At 74.5% G+C, this 16,613-nt stretch carries 12 protein-coding genes; all 12 read left to right on the top strand.

Going from position 1 to position 16,613, the window contains the following annotated elements:
* The first annotated feature begins 7 nt into the window (after positions 1 to 7).
* The 12 genes from AB0C28_RS29090 to AB0C28_RS29035 all read left to right on the top strand — a co-directional run bounded on the left by AB0C28_RS29090 (position 8) and on the right by AB0C28_RS29035 (position 16,609).
* The gene (locus AB0C28_RS29090; RefSeq protein WP_358078872.1) at positions 8 to 1,084 is read left to right on the top strand and encodes an ABC transporter permease; all 1,077 of its coding nucleotides are present in this window, start codon (positions 8 to 10) and stop codon (positions 1,082 to 1,084) included.
* Between the two features lie 4 nt (positions 1,085 to 1,088).
* Complete coding sequence (locus AB0C28_RS29085) at positions 1,089 to 2,813, top strand: dipeptide/oligopeptide/nickel ABC transporter permease/ATP-binding protein (RefSeq protein WP_357835705.1); 1,725 nt, start codon at positions 1,089 to 1,091, stop codon at positions 2,811 to 2,813.
* A complete protein-coding gene (locus AB0C28_RS29080) occupies positions 2,810 to 3,601 on the top strand; it encodes an ABC transporter ATP-binding protein (protein WP_357835702.1) in 792 nt (263 codons plus the stop codon). The genes AB0C28_RS29085 and AB0C28_RS29080 overlap by 4 nt, the downstream gene beginning before the upstream one ends.
* 24 nt (positions 3,602 to 3,625) lie before the next feature.
* Positions 3,626 to 5,683: a GAF domain-containing protein gene (locus AB0C28_RS29075; protein ID WP_358078869.1), complete on the top strand. Its 2,058-nt coding sequence runs from the start codon at positions 3,626 to 3,628 to the stop codon at positions 5,681 to 5,683.
* Positions 5,684 to 5,787: 104 nt separating this feature from the next.
* Positions 5,788 to 7,059, top strand: a complete 1,272-nt coding sequence (locus tag AB0C28_RS29070; RefSeq protein WP_358078867.1) for a hydroxymethylglutaryl-CoA reductase, degradative — start codon at positions 5,788 to 5,790, stop codon at positions 7,057 to 7,059.
* Positions 7,056 to 8,021, top strand: coding sequence for a hydroxymethylglutaryl-CoA lyase (locus AB0C28_RS29065; protein WP_358078865.1), 966 nt, complete (start codon positions 7,056 to 7,058; stop codon positions 8,019 to 8,021). The genes AB0C28_RS29070 and AB0C28_RS29065 overlap by 4 nt, the downstream gene beginning before the upstream one ends.
* A gap of 23 nt (positions 8,022 to 8,044) precedes the next feature.
* Positions 8,045 to 9,283 carry a CoA transferase gene (locus tag AB0C28_RS29060; protein ID WP_357835690.1) on the top strand — a complete coding sequence of 413 codons (1,239 nt, stop codon included), beginning with the start codon at positions 8,045 to 8,047 and terminating at the stop codon, positions 9,281 to 9,283.
* A gap of 71 nt (positions 9,284 to 9,354) precedes the next feature.
* Positions 9,355 to 10,857: an amidohydrolase family protein gene (locus tag AB0C28_RS29055; protein ID WP_358078863.1), complete on the top strand. Its 1,503-nt coding sequence runs from the start codon at positions 9,355 to 9,357 to the stop codon at positions 10,855 to 10,857.
* Positions 10,858 to 10,981: 124 nt separating this feature from the next.
* Positions 10,982 to 11,788: a MaoC family dehydratase N-terminal domain-containing protein gene (locus tag AB0C28_RS29050; protein ID WP_357835684.1), complete on the top strand. Its 807-nt coding sequence runs from the start codon at positions 10,982 to 10,984 to the stop codon at positions 11,786 to 11,788.
* Between the two features lie 146 nt (positions 11,789 to 11,934).
* Positions 11,935 to 12,783 (top strand): fumarylacetoacetate hydrolase family protein, encoded by an 849-nt coding sequence (locus tag AB0C28_RS29045; protein ID WP_358078860.1) that lies wholly within the window; start codon positions 11,935 to 11,937, stop codon positions 12,781 to 12,783.
* Complete coding sequence (locus tag AB0C28_RS29040; RefSeq protein ID WP_357835678.1) at positions 12,784 to 13,797, top strand: alcohol dehydrogenase catalytic domain-containing protein; 1,014 nt, start codon at positions 12,784 to 12,786, stop codon at positions 13,795 to 13,797.
* Between the two features lie 46 nt (positions 13,798 to 13,843).
* On the top strand, positions 13,844 to 16,609 hold the full coding sequence (locus AB0C28_RS29035) for an FAD-binding and (Fe-S)-binding domain-containing protein (RefSeq protein WP_358078857.1): 2,766 nt from the start codon (positions 13,844 to 13,846) through the stop codon (positions 16,607 to 16,609).
* Positions 16,610 to 16,613: the final 4 nt, after the last annotated feature.

Here is a 16,613-nt window from a genome sequence, read left to right as displayed (position 1 = left end):
TGACACCATGGCGATCTCTCCGGCCACCCCCACAGGCCCGTCAACTGGGCCGACGCCCGCAGGACCGGCAGCAGGACCGGCCGCGCCCGCCGGGCCGGACCAGGCGCGCCGGGGGGATCGCCACGCCCTCCCGAGGTTGTCGCCACGCGCCTCGTTCGTGCTGCGCCGCCTCGGCCGGGCGCTGGTCTCGCTCGCCGTCGTCGTGGTCGCCACGTTCCTCGTCGTGCACCTCGTGCCCGGCGACCCCGTTCGCGCCGCGCTCGGCCCCAGCGCCACCCCCGAGCTGGTCGAACGCACGCGGGCGGAGCTGGGCCTCGACCAGCCGGCCTGGCGGCAGTTCACCGGCTACCTGACCGGCCTGCTCCACGGCGACCTCGGCGTCTCGCTGCGCTCCCACCGCCCGGTGGCCGACACGCTCGCCGACCGTTTCCCCACCACGCTCGCCCTCTCCGTGCTCTCCTTCCTCGTGGCCGCGCTCGGCGCCGTGCCCATCGGCGTCGCCACGGCGGTCGCGGCGCGCGGCGGTCGCAGGCGCGCCGCGGGCGCCGGGGTCTCCTGGGTGCTCAGCGGCCTGATCGCCGTCCCGAACTTCCTGCTCGCCGTCGGCCTCATCGCGCTGTTCGGCGTCACATTGAACGCGCTGCCGGTGGCCGGATGGGGCGGGGCCGCCGAGGCCGTGCTGCCGGTCGCCGCCCTGGCCGTCGGGCCCCTGGCCTATCTCGCCCGCATCGTGCACGTGGAGATGCTGGCCGTGCTGGAGACCCCGTACATGACGACCGCGCGCGGCAAACGGCTGCCCGCGCGCCTGCTCTACCTGCGGCACGCGCTGCCCAACATGATCACCGCCGCGCTCACGACCGGAGGCCTCATCCTCACCGGACTCGTGGCCGGCACGGTGCTCATCGAGGCCGTGTTCGTCATCCCCGGGCTCGGGTCGACGATCGTCTCGTCGATCACGGCGAAGGACTACCCGATGATCCAGGGGGTCGTCCTCGTCTACGCCGCCCTCGTCCTCGGCCTCAATCTCCTCATCGACCTGGTTCTCGCCACCCTCGACCCCCGTTCGTCGATCATGGAGGGCTGACATCGTGCGCTCCGGCCTCCCGCGCGGGCTGCGCGGCCCGCAAGGCGTCGTGACCGTTCTCGGCGTGCTCGCGCTGCTGCTCGTCATCGTGCTGGCGCCGTACGTGTGGGGCGACGCCGCCTCCGCGACCTCCGTGGCCGAGCGGGTCCAGGGGCCGAGCGCCGCGCATCCGTTCGGCACCGACGACCTCGGCCGCGACGTGCTGGCCCGGGTGCTCATCGCGGCCCGGCTGTCGGTGCTGCTCGCGCTCGGGGCCACGGCCGTCGCCGTGGCCGGCGGGATCGTGCTCGGCGTGGTCGCGACCGTGCTGCCCCGGCCGCTGCGGCGGCTGGTCAGCGCGTTCATCGACATCCTGCTGTCGTTCCCGTGGCTGCTGCTCGCGCTGTTCTTCTCGGTGATCTGGGGCGCGACCGCGAGCGGCGCCATGCTGGCGGTGGGGTTCGCGGGGGTGCCGTCGATCGCGCGGCTGACGTACACGCTGGCCTCCTCCGTGACCGGGCGCGACTTCGTCCGGGCCGCCAGGATCGTCGGCGTCGGGCCGATCGGTGTGATCGTCCGCCACGTGATCCCCAACATCGCGCCGCCGATGCTGGTCAACACCGCCGCGTACGCCTCCACCGCGCTGCTGTCCTTCGCCGGGCTGTCGTTCCTCGGCCTCGGCGTGCAGGCCCCTGACTTCGACTGGGGCCGGCTGCTGCGCGAGGGCATCGCGCGCATCTACGTCAACCCGATGGCGGCGCTCGGCCCCGGCATCGCGATCATTCTCACCGGTCTGATCCTCAACGCGATCGGCTCGCTGACCGGCGAGTCCGCTTCAAGGACGCCCTCGAAGCCGTACAAGGCGGGCAAAGCGCGCGCACGCGCTGCGGGCGACCCGGACGCGCTGGTGGAGGTCGAGGACCTGCGGGTGAGCTTCCCCGACCGGCGGGGCGACCTCGTCGAGCGGGTACGCGGCGTGAGCCTGACCATCAGGCCCGGCGAGACCGTCGGCATCGTCGGAGCCTCGGGATCCGGCAAGTCGGTCACCGCCATGGCCATCGCCGGCCTGCTCGGCCCCGAGGCCACGATCGACGCCACCAGGCTGAGCTTCCAGGGCATCGACATGACCGCCGCGCCGCGCACCGCCGACCGCCGCAAACTGGGCCTGGAGCTGGCCGTGGTCTTCCAGGACCCGCTCACCTCGCTCAACCCCTCGCTCACCGTCGGGCGGCAGCTCACCGAGGTCAGCAGGACCCACGACGGCGTCCCCAGGGCGGCGGCCCGGCGCCGGGCCAGGGACGTGCTCGCCTCGGTCGGGATCGCGCGCCCCGAGCGCCGCGCCCGCCAGTACCCGCACGAGCTGTCCGGCGGCATGCGCCAGCGGGCCATGATCGGGATGGGGCTCATGGGCCGGCCGCGGCTGGTGATCGCGGACGAGCCGACGACCGCGCTCGACGTGACCGTGCAGCGCCAGGTGCTGCGCGTGCTGCGCGACGCGCGGCGGCGGACCGGCAGCGCCATCCTGTTCATCTCCCACGACATCGCCCTGGTCAGCGGGTTCTGTGACCGGGTGCTGGTGATGAAGGACGGGCAGATCGTCGAGGAGGTGGCCGCGGCGCGGCTGGACGAGGCGCGGCACCCGTACACGCGGGCCCTGGTGGCGTGCGTGCCGCACATGGGCACCGACCGATCCCGCCCGCTGCCCGTCATCGACGAGAGCGGCGGCGTCGCCGAGGAGGCACGAGCGTGAGCACTCTCGAATTCGCCGGCATCAGCGTGCGGTACGGGCACGGCGCCGGCGCGCACGTCGCCGTGGACGGCGTGGACCTCACCGTCGCCTCCGGCGGCATCCACGGGCTCGTCGGCGAGTCGGGCTCGGGCAAGTCCACCCTGGCCGCCGCCGCGGTGGGGCTCGTCAGACCCTCTTCCGGCACGATCCGGCTGGACGGCGCCGACATCGCCGGCAGCTCCGCCGTCGCGCGCGCCGCCCGCAGGCGCGTTCAGCTCGTCTTCCAGGACCCGTACGCGGCGCTCGACCCCAGGATGCCCGTCGGGGCCTCGATCGCGGAGGCCATGCGCGCCACCGGCCGCCGCCCGTCCAAGGCGGACAGGCAACGCCGGGTCGAGGAGCTGCTGTCGCTGGTCCACCTCGACCCGAAGCGGGCCGGCGACCTCCCCTCGGCCTTCTCCGGCGGCCAGTGCCAGCGCGTCACCATCGCCAGGGCGCTGGCCGCCGAGCCGGACGTCGTCATCGCCGACGAGATCACCTCCGCGCTCGACGTCTCCGTGCAGGGGATCGTGCTCAACCTGCTCCGCGAGCTGCGCGCCGAGCTGGACCTGACCATCCTGTTCATCTCGCACAACCTCGCCGTCGTCCGGTACGTGTGCGACACCGTCAGCGTCATGCGGCACGGCCGGATCGTGGAGTCGGGGGAGACCGAGAGCGTGCTGTCCGCGCCCGGGCATCCGTACACGCGCGAGCTGCTGGCCGCCGTGCCGGTCATGGGGGAGCCGTTCGACCGGGAGGAGGCGGTCTGACCGCCGCGTGAGGAGGCAGGAAACGTGCGCGACGACATCTCGGCGCCGGCCACCGTAGACGGCGTCTCCGCGCGGTCGGAGGCGCTGGCCACCGTGCTCGGCGCCGTCACCGGCGACGGCGCCGTCAGCCCCCGCGACCTCGGCGCCGCCCTGGAGACGCTGGGCGTACCCGCCCCACGCCAGGAGCAGGCGCGCGAGCACGTCCACCGGGCCCACAGCGAGCACGTACGGCTGCGCCGCCGCGAGCACGAGCTGGCCGCCCTGTTCGCCAGCGCCCGCGAGCTGGCCGCGGCACGCGACGGCAAGGCCCTGCTCGAACGGCTGGTCCAGCGGGCGCACGAGATCCTCGGCTGCGACGTGACGTACCTGTCGGAGTACGACGCGCGCACCAGGGAGCTCAACGTGCGCACGACCGCCGGCGCCTACAGCGGCGAGTTCCGCCACCTGAACGTGCCCGCCGGCTACGGCCTGGCCGGCGAGGTCATCGAGCTGCGGATGCCCCGCTGGGTGCCGCGCTACAGCGAATACCTGGCGGACCGGCGCGTTCCGGACATCGACCGGGCCGTCGAGCTGGAGGGCGTCGTCTCCATCCTGGGCGTGCCGATGGTGTCCGGCGACGACGTGCTCGGCGTGCTGTTCGTGGCGACACGCGAGGAACGCTCGTTCACCCCCGACCAGATCGCGCTGCTGTCGGCGCTGGCCGACCACGCCTCCGTCGTCCTGCGGACCGCGCACACGCTGCGCGACCTGTGGCGTTCCGAGGAGGAGGCGCGCGCGGCGCTGGAGCGGCTCACCGAGCACCTGGCCGAACGGGACCGCGCCGGCGCGGTGCACCGGGAGCTCATCCAGGTCGTGCTGGACGGCGGCGGCTTCGGCCAGCTCGTACGGGCGCTCTCCTCGGCCCTGGGGCGCGGCGTCACCGTGATCGACGCGGAGGACCGCGTCATCGCCGCGTCGGGGCCCGCCGCGCCGTTCATGAGCGCGCGGGCGGGCGGCCCGGTGGAGCTTCCCCCGCGGGTACGGGCCGCCGTCGCGGCCGGCGCGCGGACCGGGCACTGCCAGGTGCTCGCCGGCGCGGACCGCGAGATGCTCGCTGGAGCGGAGCACGAGGTGGCCGCCGTCGGCGCGATGCGGGCGGGGGCGCAGGACTTCGGGGCGCTGCTGTTCGGGCCTGGTGACTTCGAGCTGGGCCCGGTCGACCGCCGCACGATCGAGCGCGCCGCCCAGGTGTGCTCCCTGCTGGAGCTGCAGCATCAGGCCGTGGCGCGGGCCGAGGGCCGGCTGCTCACCGACCTCGTCGCGGACATCCTGGACGGCCAGCCGGGCCGCCGCGACGACCTGGAGCGCCGCGCCCGCGCGTTCGGCGTCGAGCTGTCCCGGCTCGACACCGTGCAGCTCTACGTCGTCCCCGGCGAGCGGCGGGCCCGCGCCCTGGCGGCGGCGCGGCGGCACGTCGGCGCGGCCGGGCTGGCGGGGCTGAGCCACGACGCCGTGGTGGTGCTGCTGGACTCGCGCCGGCCCGGCGCCGGCCCGCACGCCCTCAGGGAGCACATCGCCCGCCACGCCGGCGGCCCGGTCCTCGCGGTGGTGCCGCCGCCCACTGAGCCGGCCGGGGCCGGTGATCCGGTCGAGGAGGCGGTGGCAGGGCTTGTCGAGTGCTTCACGCTCGCCCTGCGTACCAGCCGGCTGCTCGCCGTGATCGGGGTGGACGACGAGGTGGCGGGCACGGACGACTACCTCCCGTACGTGAGCGTGTTCGACGCCGACGCGCGCTCGCTGACCTCGTACGTGACCCGGCTGATCGGCCCCGTGCTCGACTACGACGCAGAACGCGGCACCGAGCTGGAGGCCACTTTGCGGGCCTTCGCCCGCTGCAACGCCAGCCCCACCAGGGCCGCCAGGATGCTGGGTTTCCACCCCAACACGATCCTGCAGCGCCTCGAACGCCTCGACGCCCTGCTCGGCCCCGGCTGGCGCGAGGACGATCGCTTCTTCCGCATCTCCCTGGCCGTCCGCCTGCGGGAGCTGATGAGCGCGGCCCACAGGTCATCGGCACACGAAGAGCCCGGAGGGCTGGGGTGAACACCCATGGCCCGGCCGGGCGGGCCCGGCCTACGTTGACGGGACCAGCGGCGTCGCGCGGTGATCGGTCCCGCGGCGCGTCCACCGGACGACGAGGAGCACACGTGGCGGTCAACAGCCGGATCTCCGGGATCAAGGACAGGAGCGTGGCCGAGCGGCGCGCCCTGGTGGCGGACGGTGCGGGCGTGCCGGCCGCGGCGCTGAGCGCGCTCGACACCGGCGGCCTCGCCCTGGAGCAGGCCGACCACATGATCGAGAACGTCATCGGCACGATCGGACTGCCGCTCGGCGTGGCCACCAACGTGACCGTGAACGGGCGCGACCGCCTCGTGCCGATGGTCACCGAGGAGCCGTCCGTGGTGGCCGCCGCGAGCAACGCCGCGCGCATCGCCCGCGTGCACGGCGGCTTCCACGCCTCGGGGACCGGTCCTGTGATGATCGCGCAGATCCAGGTCGTGGACGTGACCGACCCGCACGGGGCGCGCAACCGCCTCCTGGAGGCCAGGGAGGAGATCCTGGCGCTGGCCGACGCCCAGGACCCCGTGCTCGTCCGGCTGGGCGGCGGCGCGCGCGACCTGACCGCCCGAGTGCTGGAGACCCGCGCGGGCGCGCAGGTGATCGCGCACCTGCTGGTGGACGTGCGCGACGCCATGGGCGCCAACGCCGTCAACACGATGGCCGAGGCGGTCGCACCGGTGCTCGCCGAGCGCGCGGGCGGCCGCCCGCTGCTGCGCATCCTGAGCAACAAGGCCGACACCCGGCTCGTACGGGCGCGGGCGGTCTTCGACGCGGAGCTGCTCGGCGGCCCCCAGGTCGTGGACGACATCGTGGCGGCCGCGGCGTTCGCGGAGGCGGACCCGTACCGCGCCGCCACCCACAACAAGGGCATCATGAACGGCATCAGCGCCGTCGTCCTCGCCACCGGCAACGACACCCGCGCCGTCGAGGCGGGCTGCCACGCGCACGCCGCCCGCGACGGCGCCTACACCGCCCTGTCGCGCTTCGAGAAGGACCGCGACGGCAACCTCACCGGCACGCTGGAGGTGCCGATGCCGGTCGGCCTCGTCGGCGGGGCCACCCGCGCGCACCCGGTGGCGCAGGCGGCGCTCAAGATCCTGGGCGTCACCTCGGCGGCGGAGCTGGCCGAGATCATCGTCTCCGTCGGCCTGGCGCAGAACCTGGCCGCCTGCCGCGCCCTGGCCGCCGAAGGCATCCAGCACGGGCACATGCGGCTGCACGCCAGGACGATCGCGGCCACCGCCGGCGCCACGCCCGACGAGGTGCCGCGGGTCGCGGAGCGGCTGGTGCGGGACGGGAAGATCCAGGAGGAGTACGCCCGCGAGGTGCTGGCGTCGCTGCGGGGTGAACGCGCGTGAGCACGCCGCCAGGCGAGCGCTGGCGGCCCCGGCCGATCGTCGAGCGCATGGAGCGGGCCCCCGAGCGGGTGCGCGTCTACGAGGTCGGGCCGCGCGACGGGCTCCAGGCCGAGCCGGCCGTCGTCCCGGCCAGGACGAAGATCGAGCTGTGCCGCCGGCTCGCCGCGGCCGGGCTGCGCGACATCGAGGCGACGAGCTTCGTCCCACCGGCGTGGATCCCGCAGCTGACCGACGCCGCCGAGGTGCTGCCCGCCCTCGCCGACCTGGACGGCGTGCGCACCGTCGCGCTCGTGCCCAACCGGCGCGGCCTGGAACGGGCCGTCGAGGCGGGCGCCCGCCACGTCGCCGTGGTCGTGAGCGCGACGGAGAGCTTCGCCCGCGCCAACCTCAACGCCGCCAGGCAGGCGGCACTCGACACCGCCACGGAGGTGACCCGGGAGGCGAGCGGGCACGGGCTCGGCGTGCGCGGCTACGTCTCGATGGCCTTCGGGGACCCCTGGGAGGGGCCCGTGGACCGGGGCGTGGTGGCCGCCACCGCCGCCGCGCTCTTCGAGGCCGGCTGCGCGACCGTCGCGCTCGGCGACACCATCGGCGTCGCCACGCCGGGCCACGTGCACGCGATCGTGCGCGACCTGGCCGCGCTCGGCGTCCCCGCCGGCGACCTCGCGCTGCACCTGCACGACACGTACGGGCAGGCGCTGGCCAACGTGGTCGCCGGGCTCGACGCGGGCGTGCGCGAGTTCGACTCCTCGATCGGCGGGCTCGGGCGCTGCCCGTACGCGCGCGGCGCGACCGGGAACCTGGCCACCGAGGACCTGGTCTGGCTGCTGCACGGCATGGGGATCGCGACCGGGGCCGACCTGGACGCGCTCGCCGCCGTGGCGCGCTGGATCGGCGCCCGGCTGGGCCGTACCGGGCTGCCGTCACGGGTCACCACCGCACTCGCCGCCGCCGGGCGATGACGACACGACATCAGGGAGAGACAGTGACCGCTGAGATGTTTCCAGGGCTTCCGGAGCAGCCGGGCGCGCTGTCCGGGGTCGTGGTGCTCGACCTGTCCCGCGTGCTCGCCGGGCCGTACTGCGGGCAGATCCTGGCCGACTTCGGCGCGACCGTGATCAAGGTGGAGAACCCGAGGGACCCCGACGTCACGCGCGGCTTCCCGCCGTACGTGCGGGCGGGGGAGAAGGAGCTGAGCGGCTACTACGCCCAGTACAACCGCGGCAAACTGACCATCACGCTCGATCTGTCCACCGAGGCGGGCCGTACGGCGCTCAAAGACCTCGCCGCCAAGGCCGACATCCTCGTCGAGAACTTCCGCCCCGGCACCATGGCCAAGCTCGGCGTCGGCTACGACACCCTCGCCGAGGTCAACCCGCGCCTGGTCTACACGGCCATCTCCGGGTACGGGCAGACCGGCTCGCGCAGCCGGCGGCCCGCGTTCGACAGCACCGCGCAGGCGGCCGGCGGCCTGTGGTCGATGAACGGCGACCCCGGCGGCCCGCCCGTACGGGTCGGCACCGTGCTCGGCGACCTCGCCGCGACCCTGTTCGCCGTCACCGGGACGCTGCTGGCGCTGCGCCACGCGGAGGCCACGGGGCAGGGCCAGCTCGTGGACGTCGCCCAGGTGGACAGCGTCATCGCGCTCACCGAGAACGCGGTCGTCAACTACACGGTGGACGGCGACGTCGCCCGGCACACCGGCAACCGGCATCCGTGGGTGCGGCCGTACGAGCTGTTCCCGTGCCGGGACGGGCACGTGTTCTTCGGCGCCTACACCGACAAGTTCTGGCGCCTGGCGTGCGAGCTGTTCGGCGAACCCGGCCTGGCCGCCGACCCCGAGATCGACACCATGCGCAAGCGCTTCGACGAGGGCGTCTACGAGCGCAGGGTGCGGCCCGTCATCGCGCGGTGGCTGGCCGGGCGCACGGGTGAGGAGCTGGAGCGGATGGCCGGGGAGGTGCTGCCGCTCACGGTGGTCAAGTCCATCAAGGACGTGGTCGAGGACCCGGGGACCGCCGAACGCGACATGGTGGTGAGCGTCGATCATCCCGGTTTCGGGCCCGTACGGATGTTCGGCCAGCCGATCAAGCTGAGCGTCACGCCGGCGGACGTACGGCGGCCTGCGGCCGAGCTCGGCCGGGACACCGAGGTGGTCCTCGGCGCACTGGCCGGCTACGGCCCCGACGAGATCGCCGCGCTACGCGCCGCCGGCGCGATCTGAGAGCCGGGGATGACGGACGCGAGGGCAGGCATGGTGATGGCGCGGTGACGGGCGTGACGATGGACACGACGATGGACACGACGACTGGCGCGGCGACGGACACGAACGGGCTGCTCCTGCGCGACGCCCGCCGCTACGGTGACGACACCCTCACCGACGTGCACGTACGCGGCGGGCGGATCGTCGCGGCCGGTCCGGCAGGCACGGTGCCCGCCCCTGGCGCCGAGCCGGTGGACCTAGGCGGGCGCCACCTCGGGCCCGGCCTGTGGGACGAACATGTGCACTTCACCCAGTGGGTGGTCCAGAGCCGCCGCGTGGACCTGTCCGGCGCGACCAGCGCCGCCGAGACCGCCGCCCTCGTCCGCGCGGCGCTCGCCCGCACGCCCGTGCCCGCAGGGGGAGTCCTGTCCGGGTACGGCTTCCGCGACGCGCTCTGGCCCGACCGGCCCACCCTGCGCGCCCTCGACGAGGCCGCCCCCGGCACCCCGGTCGTCCTCGTCAGCGGCGACCTGCACTGCGGCTGGATCAACTCGGCCGCCGCCGCCCGGATGGGCGTGAGCGTGGACGAGTCGGGGGTGCTGCGCGAGGGCGACTGGATCGACTCGCCCGGCCTGGACGCGGAGGGCTCGCTGACGGTGGCCGACTACCGCGACGCGGCGCGGGCGGCGGCCCGGCGCGGGGTCGTCGGCATCGTCGACTTCGAGCACGCCGACAACGTCCGGCTGTGGCCCGAGCGGGTCGCGGGCGGGGTGACGAGCCTGCGGGTGGAGGCGTCCATCTGGCCCGACCGGCTGGACGACGCCCTCGCGCGGGGCCTGCGCACCGGCGCGCCGCTGGACCCCGGTGGGCTGGTGACCGTCGGGCGGCTGAAGGTCGTCGTGGACGGCTCGCTCAACACCAGGACCGCGCTGTGCTGGGACCCGTACCCCGGGCTCGACCCCGGCGACCCGCACGCGTGCGGCGTCGAGAGCTACACCGCCGCGGAGCTGCGCGACCTGCTCGTCCTGGCCTGGCCCGGCGGGATCGAGGCCGCCGTGCACGCCATTGGAGACCGGGCGAACACGCAGGTCATCGACGTGTTCGAGGAGCTGGGGCGGCCGGGGGTGATCGAGCACGCGCAGCTCGTCCGGGCCGAGGACTTCGCCCGCTTCGCCCGGCTCGGGCTCGTAGCGAGTGTCCAGCCGGAGCACGCCATGGACGACCGCGACGTCGCCGACCGGCTGTGGGAGGGGCGGACGGGCCGTGCTTTCGCCTTCGCCTCGCTGCACGAGGCCGGGGTCGCCCTGCGGCTCGGCTCCGACGCCCCCGTCGCGCCGCTGGACCCGTGGCAGGCCGTCGCCTCCGCGATCAGCCGCAGCCGCGGCGAGCGCGAGCCGTGGCATCCGGAGCAGCGCCTGCCACGCGGCGTGGCCCTGGCCGCCGCCTCCCGCGGACGCACCGGCTTCGCCGTCGGCGACCCCGCCGACCTGGTCGTCCTCGACCGCGACCCGACCACCGCCGACCGCGACGACCTCCGCACGATGCCCGTCGCGGGCACCTTGCTCGCCGGCCGCTGGACCTGGAGAAACCTGTGACCGGGCGTCCGACACAGGAGGGCCCTGCGACCGGTATCCGGCACGGGGGTCCTGCGACTGGGCGTCTCGCACGCGAGGGCCTTGTGACCACCATCCGGACCGATGTCCCGCACGGGAGAGCTCTGTGACCACGATCACCCGGACCGACACCATCCGCCTGTGGCCCGCGCGGGCCTATCGGGACACGTTCGCGCGCGAGGACCCCGAGCCGGTCGAGGGCGGGGTGCTGCCGCCGGGCCGGCACGGGCTCTACTTCCTGCCCGACCTCGCGCTCGACGCGCTGCGTCCCGACGGCACCCCGGCCCGCGACGGCGTCGTGCCCGACATCGACCTGCCGCGCCGGCTGTTCGCGGGGGAGGAGATGACCTTCCACCGCCCGATCCGCTACGGCGAGACGCTCGATCTGACCGCCACGCTCGACCGGATGGACGACAAGCGGGGCCGCAGCGGCAGGCTCGTGTTCGTCACCATCGAAAGGACGATCGCCGGGCCGGACGGCCCTGCCGTGACCGTGCGCCAGCACGACGTCTTCCTCGGCCCCACCGGCCCAGCCCGCCCCCAGCCGGGCCCCGAGCCGGCCGAGCTGGCCTGGGACGAGCCGCTCGACCTGGGCCCCGTGCACCTGTTCCGCTACTCCGCGCTGACCTACAACAGCCACCTCATCCACTACAACGACCCGTGGGCGCGCGAGGTGGAGCGGCAGCCGGGCCTGCTCGTCCACGGCCCGCTCACCAGCATGCTGCTGCTCGACCTCGCCCTGCGCAGAAACCCGGGCCGGACCCCGGCGACGTACTCCATGCGCGCCCTCGCCCCCGTCCATCTCGGGACCCCCGTCAGGCTGGCCGGGCGGCCCGAGCCGGACGGGGCGCGGCTGTGGGTGCTCGACGCCGAAGGCGGCGCGCTCGTGAGCGCCGAGGTGCGGTTCGCCTGAATCACCCCCGTATTCCGGCTTCCTGAACCGTGGTCTAAGGTGCGGAACATGCCCGAAACGGTGGACGAGCCAGGCGTCAGTCGCGCGGCGGTCCCGGTTCGCCCGACCTCGCCGACCCCGCCGCACTCCTGACAGCGGAGATCTTCGTGTACCTGATGCGCATCGGCCCGCCCGGCGCCGAGAAGCCCGTCGTCCGCGTGGACGACAGCCACTACGTCGACGTCTCCGACGTCACCCCCGACTTCGACGAGCGATTCTTCGCCGCGGGCGGCCCGGCGCTGCTCGCCGAGCGGGTGGCGACAGGGGAGCGGCGCGCGTTCGCCGGTGAGCGGATCGGCGCGCCGATCGCCAGGCCGCACCAGATCCTGTGCATCGGGCTCAACTACAGCGACCACGCCGCCGAGACCGGCCAGGCCGTGCCGGACGAGCCGATCCTGTTCACCAAGCCGCCCAACACGCTCATCGGCCCGTACGACGACGTCCGCATCCCGCGCGGCGCCACCAAGACCGACTGGGAGGTGGAGCTGGGCATCGTCATCGGCCGGCGTACCTCCTACCTCGATTCCGTCGAGGAGGCCCGCGCCGCCATCGCCGGCTACTGCGTGGTCAACGACGTCAGCGAGCGTGCCTTCCAGATGGAGCGCGGCGGCCAGTGGAGCAAGGGCAAGTCGGCCGAGACGTTCAACCCGGCCGGGCCGTGGCTGGTCACCCCCGACGAGATCGCCGACGTCAAGAACCTGGGCATGTGGCTGGACGTCAGCGGCACCCGCCGCCAGACCGGCAGCACCGCGACGATGATCTTCGACCCGTACTTCCTCGTCCACCACCTGAGCCAGTTCATGGTGCTGGAGCCGGGTGACCTGATCAACACCGGCACCCCGCCCGGCGTCGGCATGGGCCACAAACCGCAGCTCTGGCTCCAGCCCGGCGACGTGATGGAGCTGGGCATCGACGGCCTGGGCAGCCAGCGTCAGCGGGTCGTGGGACCCCGCTAGGTGCGCGCCCTGGTCATCACCGGCCCCGGCGAGGCCGCGGTGCACGACGTCGAGCCGCCGGTCGCCGGGCCTGGACAGGTCGTCGTGGACGTGGAGCGGGCCGGCGTGTGCGGCACCGACGTCGAGCTGTTCAGCGGCGAGATGAGCTACCTGCGTACCGGCCGCTCCTGGTATCCGCTGCGCCCCGGCCACGAGTGGTGCGGGATCGTCACCGAGACCGGCGCGGGCGTGGCGCGCGAGTGGCTGGGCCGCCGGGTCACCGGCGACACCATGCTCGGCTGCGGGCACTGCGAACGCTGCCGGACCGGCCGCCACCACGTGTGCGCGGACCTGGCCGAGGTCGGCATCAGCCGCGGCTTCGCCGGAGCCCTCGCCGAACGGCTCGTTGTACCGGTCACGGCCCTGCGTCCGCTGCCCGCCGAGCTCGACCCCGCGCTCGGCGCGCTGGTGGAGCCCGGCGGCAACGCCCTGCGCGCCGTCGGCGCCGCCGCGCTCGGCAAAGGTCAGCGGCTGCTCATCCTCGGGACCGGCACGATCGGCCTGCTGGCGGCACTGTTCGCGCGGGCCCAGGGGATCGAGACGCACCTGATGGGCCGCGACCGGGAAGGGCTGCGCCTGGCCGCCTCGCTCGGCTTCGCCGGCGTCTGGACCAGGCCCGAGCTGCCGCCGCCGGCGTGGGACGCGGTCGTGGACGCCTCCAACGCGCCCGAGTTACCCGCGCTCGCCCTCGACCTGGTCGAGCCGGCCGGGCGCGTGGTCTACATCGGCCTGGCCGGCACGCCGAGCACCCTCGACACCCGTGACCTGCTGCTCAAGGACGTCACGGCCGTGGGTATCCTGGGCGGCTCGGCCGGACTGGCCGCGGCGGCGGCCGCCTATGCCGACGGCTCGGTGGACGCCAGGCCGCTGGTGGCCGCCACGGTCGGCCTGGCCGAGACCCCCGGGGTCCTGGCCGGCCACCGCCCGCCCGGCGCCGGCCCCGGCCCCAAGATCCACATAGACCCGCACCGCTGAGCCGGAGCTCGTCGCCGTTCGTGCCGATGAAAGAGTAGGAAACGTGATGAAAGCGCCGGATTCCGCAGTCCTGGACACGGTGGAGGCCGCCGTGCCGGGAATCGCCCGTACCCGGGCCGGCGACCGGCTCGGCATGGCTCACGACGCCTCCCACTACCTGCTCACCCCGCAGGCCGTCCTGGTACCGGAGAGCGCCGAGCAGGTCGCCGCGCTGCTGCGGACGGGCCTGCCGCTCACCTTCCGTTCCGGCGGCACCAGCCTGAGCGGGCAGGGCGTCAGCGAGCACCTGCTGGTGGACACGCGCCGGCACTTCCGCGGCATCGAGGTGCTGGACGGCGGCGAACGCGTCCGCGTCCAGCCGGGCGCGGTGCTGCGGCAGGTCAACGCCCGCCTGGCCCCCTACGGCCGCAAGCTCGGCCCCGACCCGGCCAGCGAGTCGGCGTGCACGATCGGCGGCGTGGTGGCCAACAACTCCAGCGGCATGACCTGCGGCACGCACGCCAACACGTACCGGACGCTGGAGTCGATGACGGTCGTGCTGCCCAGCGGCACCGTGATCGACACCGGCGCCCCCGACGCCGACGAGCGGCTGCGGGCGCTGGAGCCCGCGCTCGCCGACGGGCTGGCCCGGCTGCGCGACCGCGTGCGCGGCGACGCCGAGTCGGTGCGCCGTATCACCGCCCAGTTCTCGCTCAAGAACACCATGGGGTACGGCCTCAACAGCCTCCTCGACCACGACTCGCCCGCGCAGATCCTCGCCCACCTGATCATCGGCAGCGAGGGCACGCTCGGCTTCGTCGCCGAGGCGGTCTTCCGCACGGTCCCCGCGCACCGCCTGGCCGCCACCGGCCTGCTCGTCCTGCCCACCCTGCGTGAGGCGATGGCCGCGATGCCTGAACTGGTCGCCGCCGGGCCGGCCGCGGTCGAGCTGCTGGACGCCGAGTCGCTGCGGGTGGCCCAGACCGACCCCAAGGCCGACGACGTGCTGCGCTCCCTCGACGTCGCCGGGCACGCCGCGCTGCTGGTCGAGTGGCAGGAGTCCGACGCCGACCTGCTCACCGAGCGCGAGCGCGCCGCCGAGCGGGCGTTCGCCGGGCTGCGCCTGTCCGTCCCCGCCCGGCTCGGCAGGGAGGCCGGCGTCAGGGCCGCGCTGTGGCACATCCGCAAGGGTCTGTACGCGTCCGTGGCCGGCGCCCGGCCCAGCGGTACCACCGCCCTGCTGGAGGACGTGGCCGTCCCCGTACCCGTGCTCGCGGACCTGTGCGACGACCTCACCGAGCTGTTCGCCAAGCACCGCTACGAGCGCAGCGTCATCTTCGGCCACGCCAAGGACGGCAACCTGCACTTCATGCTGAACGAGCGCTTCGGCACCGAGCTGCGGCGTTACGCCGACTTCACCGAGGACATGGTCGAGGCCGTACTGGGCCGCGGCGGCACGCTCAAGGCCGAGCACGGCACCGGCCGCGTCATGGCCCCGTTCGTCCGCCGCCAGTACGGCGACGAGCTCTACGACGTCATGCGTGAGATCAAGCGCCTGTGCGACCCGGCGGGCACGCTCAACCCCGGCGTCGTGCTCACCGACCGCGACGACGCCCACCTGCGCGACCTCAAGCAGGTCGTCACGGTCGAGCCCGAGGTCGACCGCTGCGTCGAGTGCGGCTACTGCGAGCCCGTCTGCCCCAGCCGCGACCTGACCACCACCCCGCGCCAGCGCATCGTGCTGCGCCGGGAGATGGCCGCCGCCGAGGCGGCCGGCGATCACGCCCTGGTCCGCGCGCTGGAGGCGGACTACAGCTACGACGCCGTGGACACGTGCGCCGTCGACGGCATGTGCGCCACCGCCTGTCCCGTCCTGATCAACACCGGCGACCTGACCAAACGTCTACGCGCCGAACGCCACGGCCGTGCCGCGAAGCAGGGCTGGAACAGCGCCGCCAAGCACTGGGACGGCCTCACCCGCGCGATGAACCTGGCCCTGGACGCCGCCGCGGCGACCCCGCCCGCCCTCCCCGAGGCCGGCAGCCGGGCCACCCGCGCGCTGGCGGGCTCGGAGACGGTGCCGCAGTGGACCCGCGACCTGCCCAGGGGCGGCACCCGGCGCCGCCCGGTCCCCGCCGCCGATCCCGACGCCGTCTACCTGCCCTCCTGCCTGAACACGATGTTCGCCCCCGCCGGCGACGGGCCCGGCGTCATGACCGCCTTCCAGCGCCTGGCCGCCCGGGCCGGCATCACGCTGCGCGTGCCCGCCGAGATCGCCGGCCTGTGCTGCGGCACCCCCTGGTCGTCCAAGGGGTACGCCGACGGCCACGAGACGATGGCCGGACGCGTCCGCGACGCCCTCGCGCGGGCCACCAGGGACGGCAGTGTCCCGGTCGTCACCGACGCCGCCTCGTGCACCGAGGGGTACGCGCACCTCGTCCCCGATCTGAAGGTGCTCGACGCGGTCGCCTACACCGCCGAGCACCTCCTGCCCCGCCTCCCGGCCGCCCGCCGGCTGCCGTCGCTGGCCCTGCACCCCACCTGCTCCTCCACCCGGCTGGGCCTGGACGCCGCCATCGCGAGCATCGCGCGAGCGGTCGCCGACGAGGTGGTGATCCCCGAGGGCTGGCAGTGCTGCGCCTTCGCCGGGGACCGCGGCCTGCTCCACCCCGAGCTCACCGCCTCCGCCACCCGCGCCGAGGCCGCCGCCGTGACGGCCGGGGACTTCGCGGCGCACGCCTCGGTGAACCGTACGTGCGAGCTCGGCATGACCCGGGCCACCGGAAAGCCGTACCAGCACCTGCTGGAACTCCTCGACCAGGCCACCGCCTGACCCC

Source organism: Nonomuraea sp. NPDC048892 (assembly GCF_040649735.1).
Lineage (GTDB): Bacteria > Actinomycetota > Actinomycetes > Streptosporangiales > Streptosporangiaceae > Nonomuraea > Nonomuraea maheshkhaliensis.
This window is presented reverse-complemented; position numbering and strand designations above follow the sequence as displayed.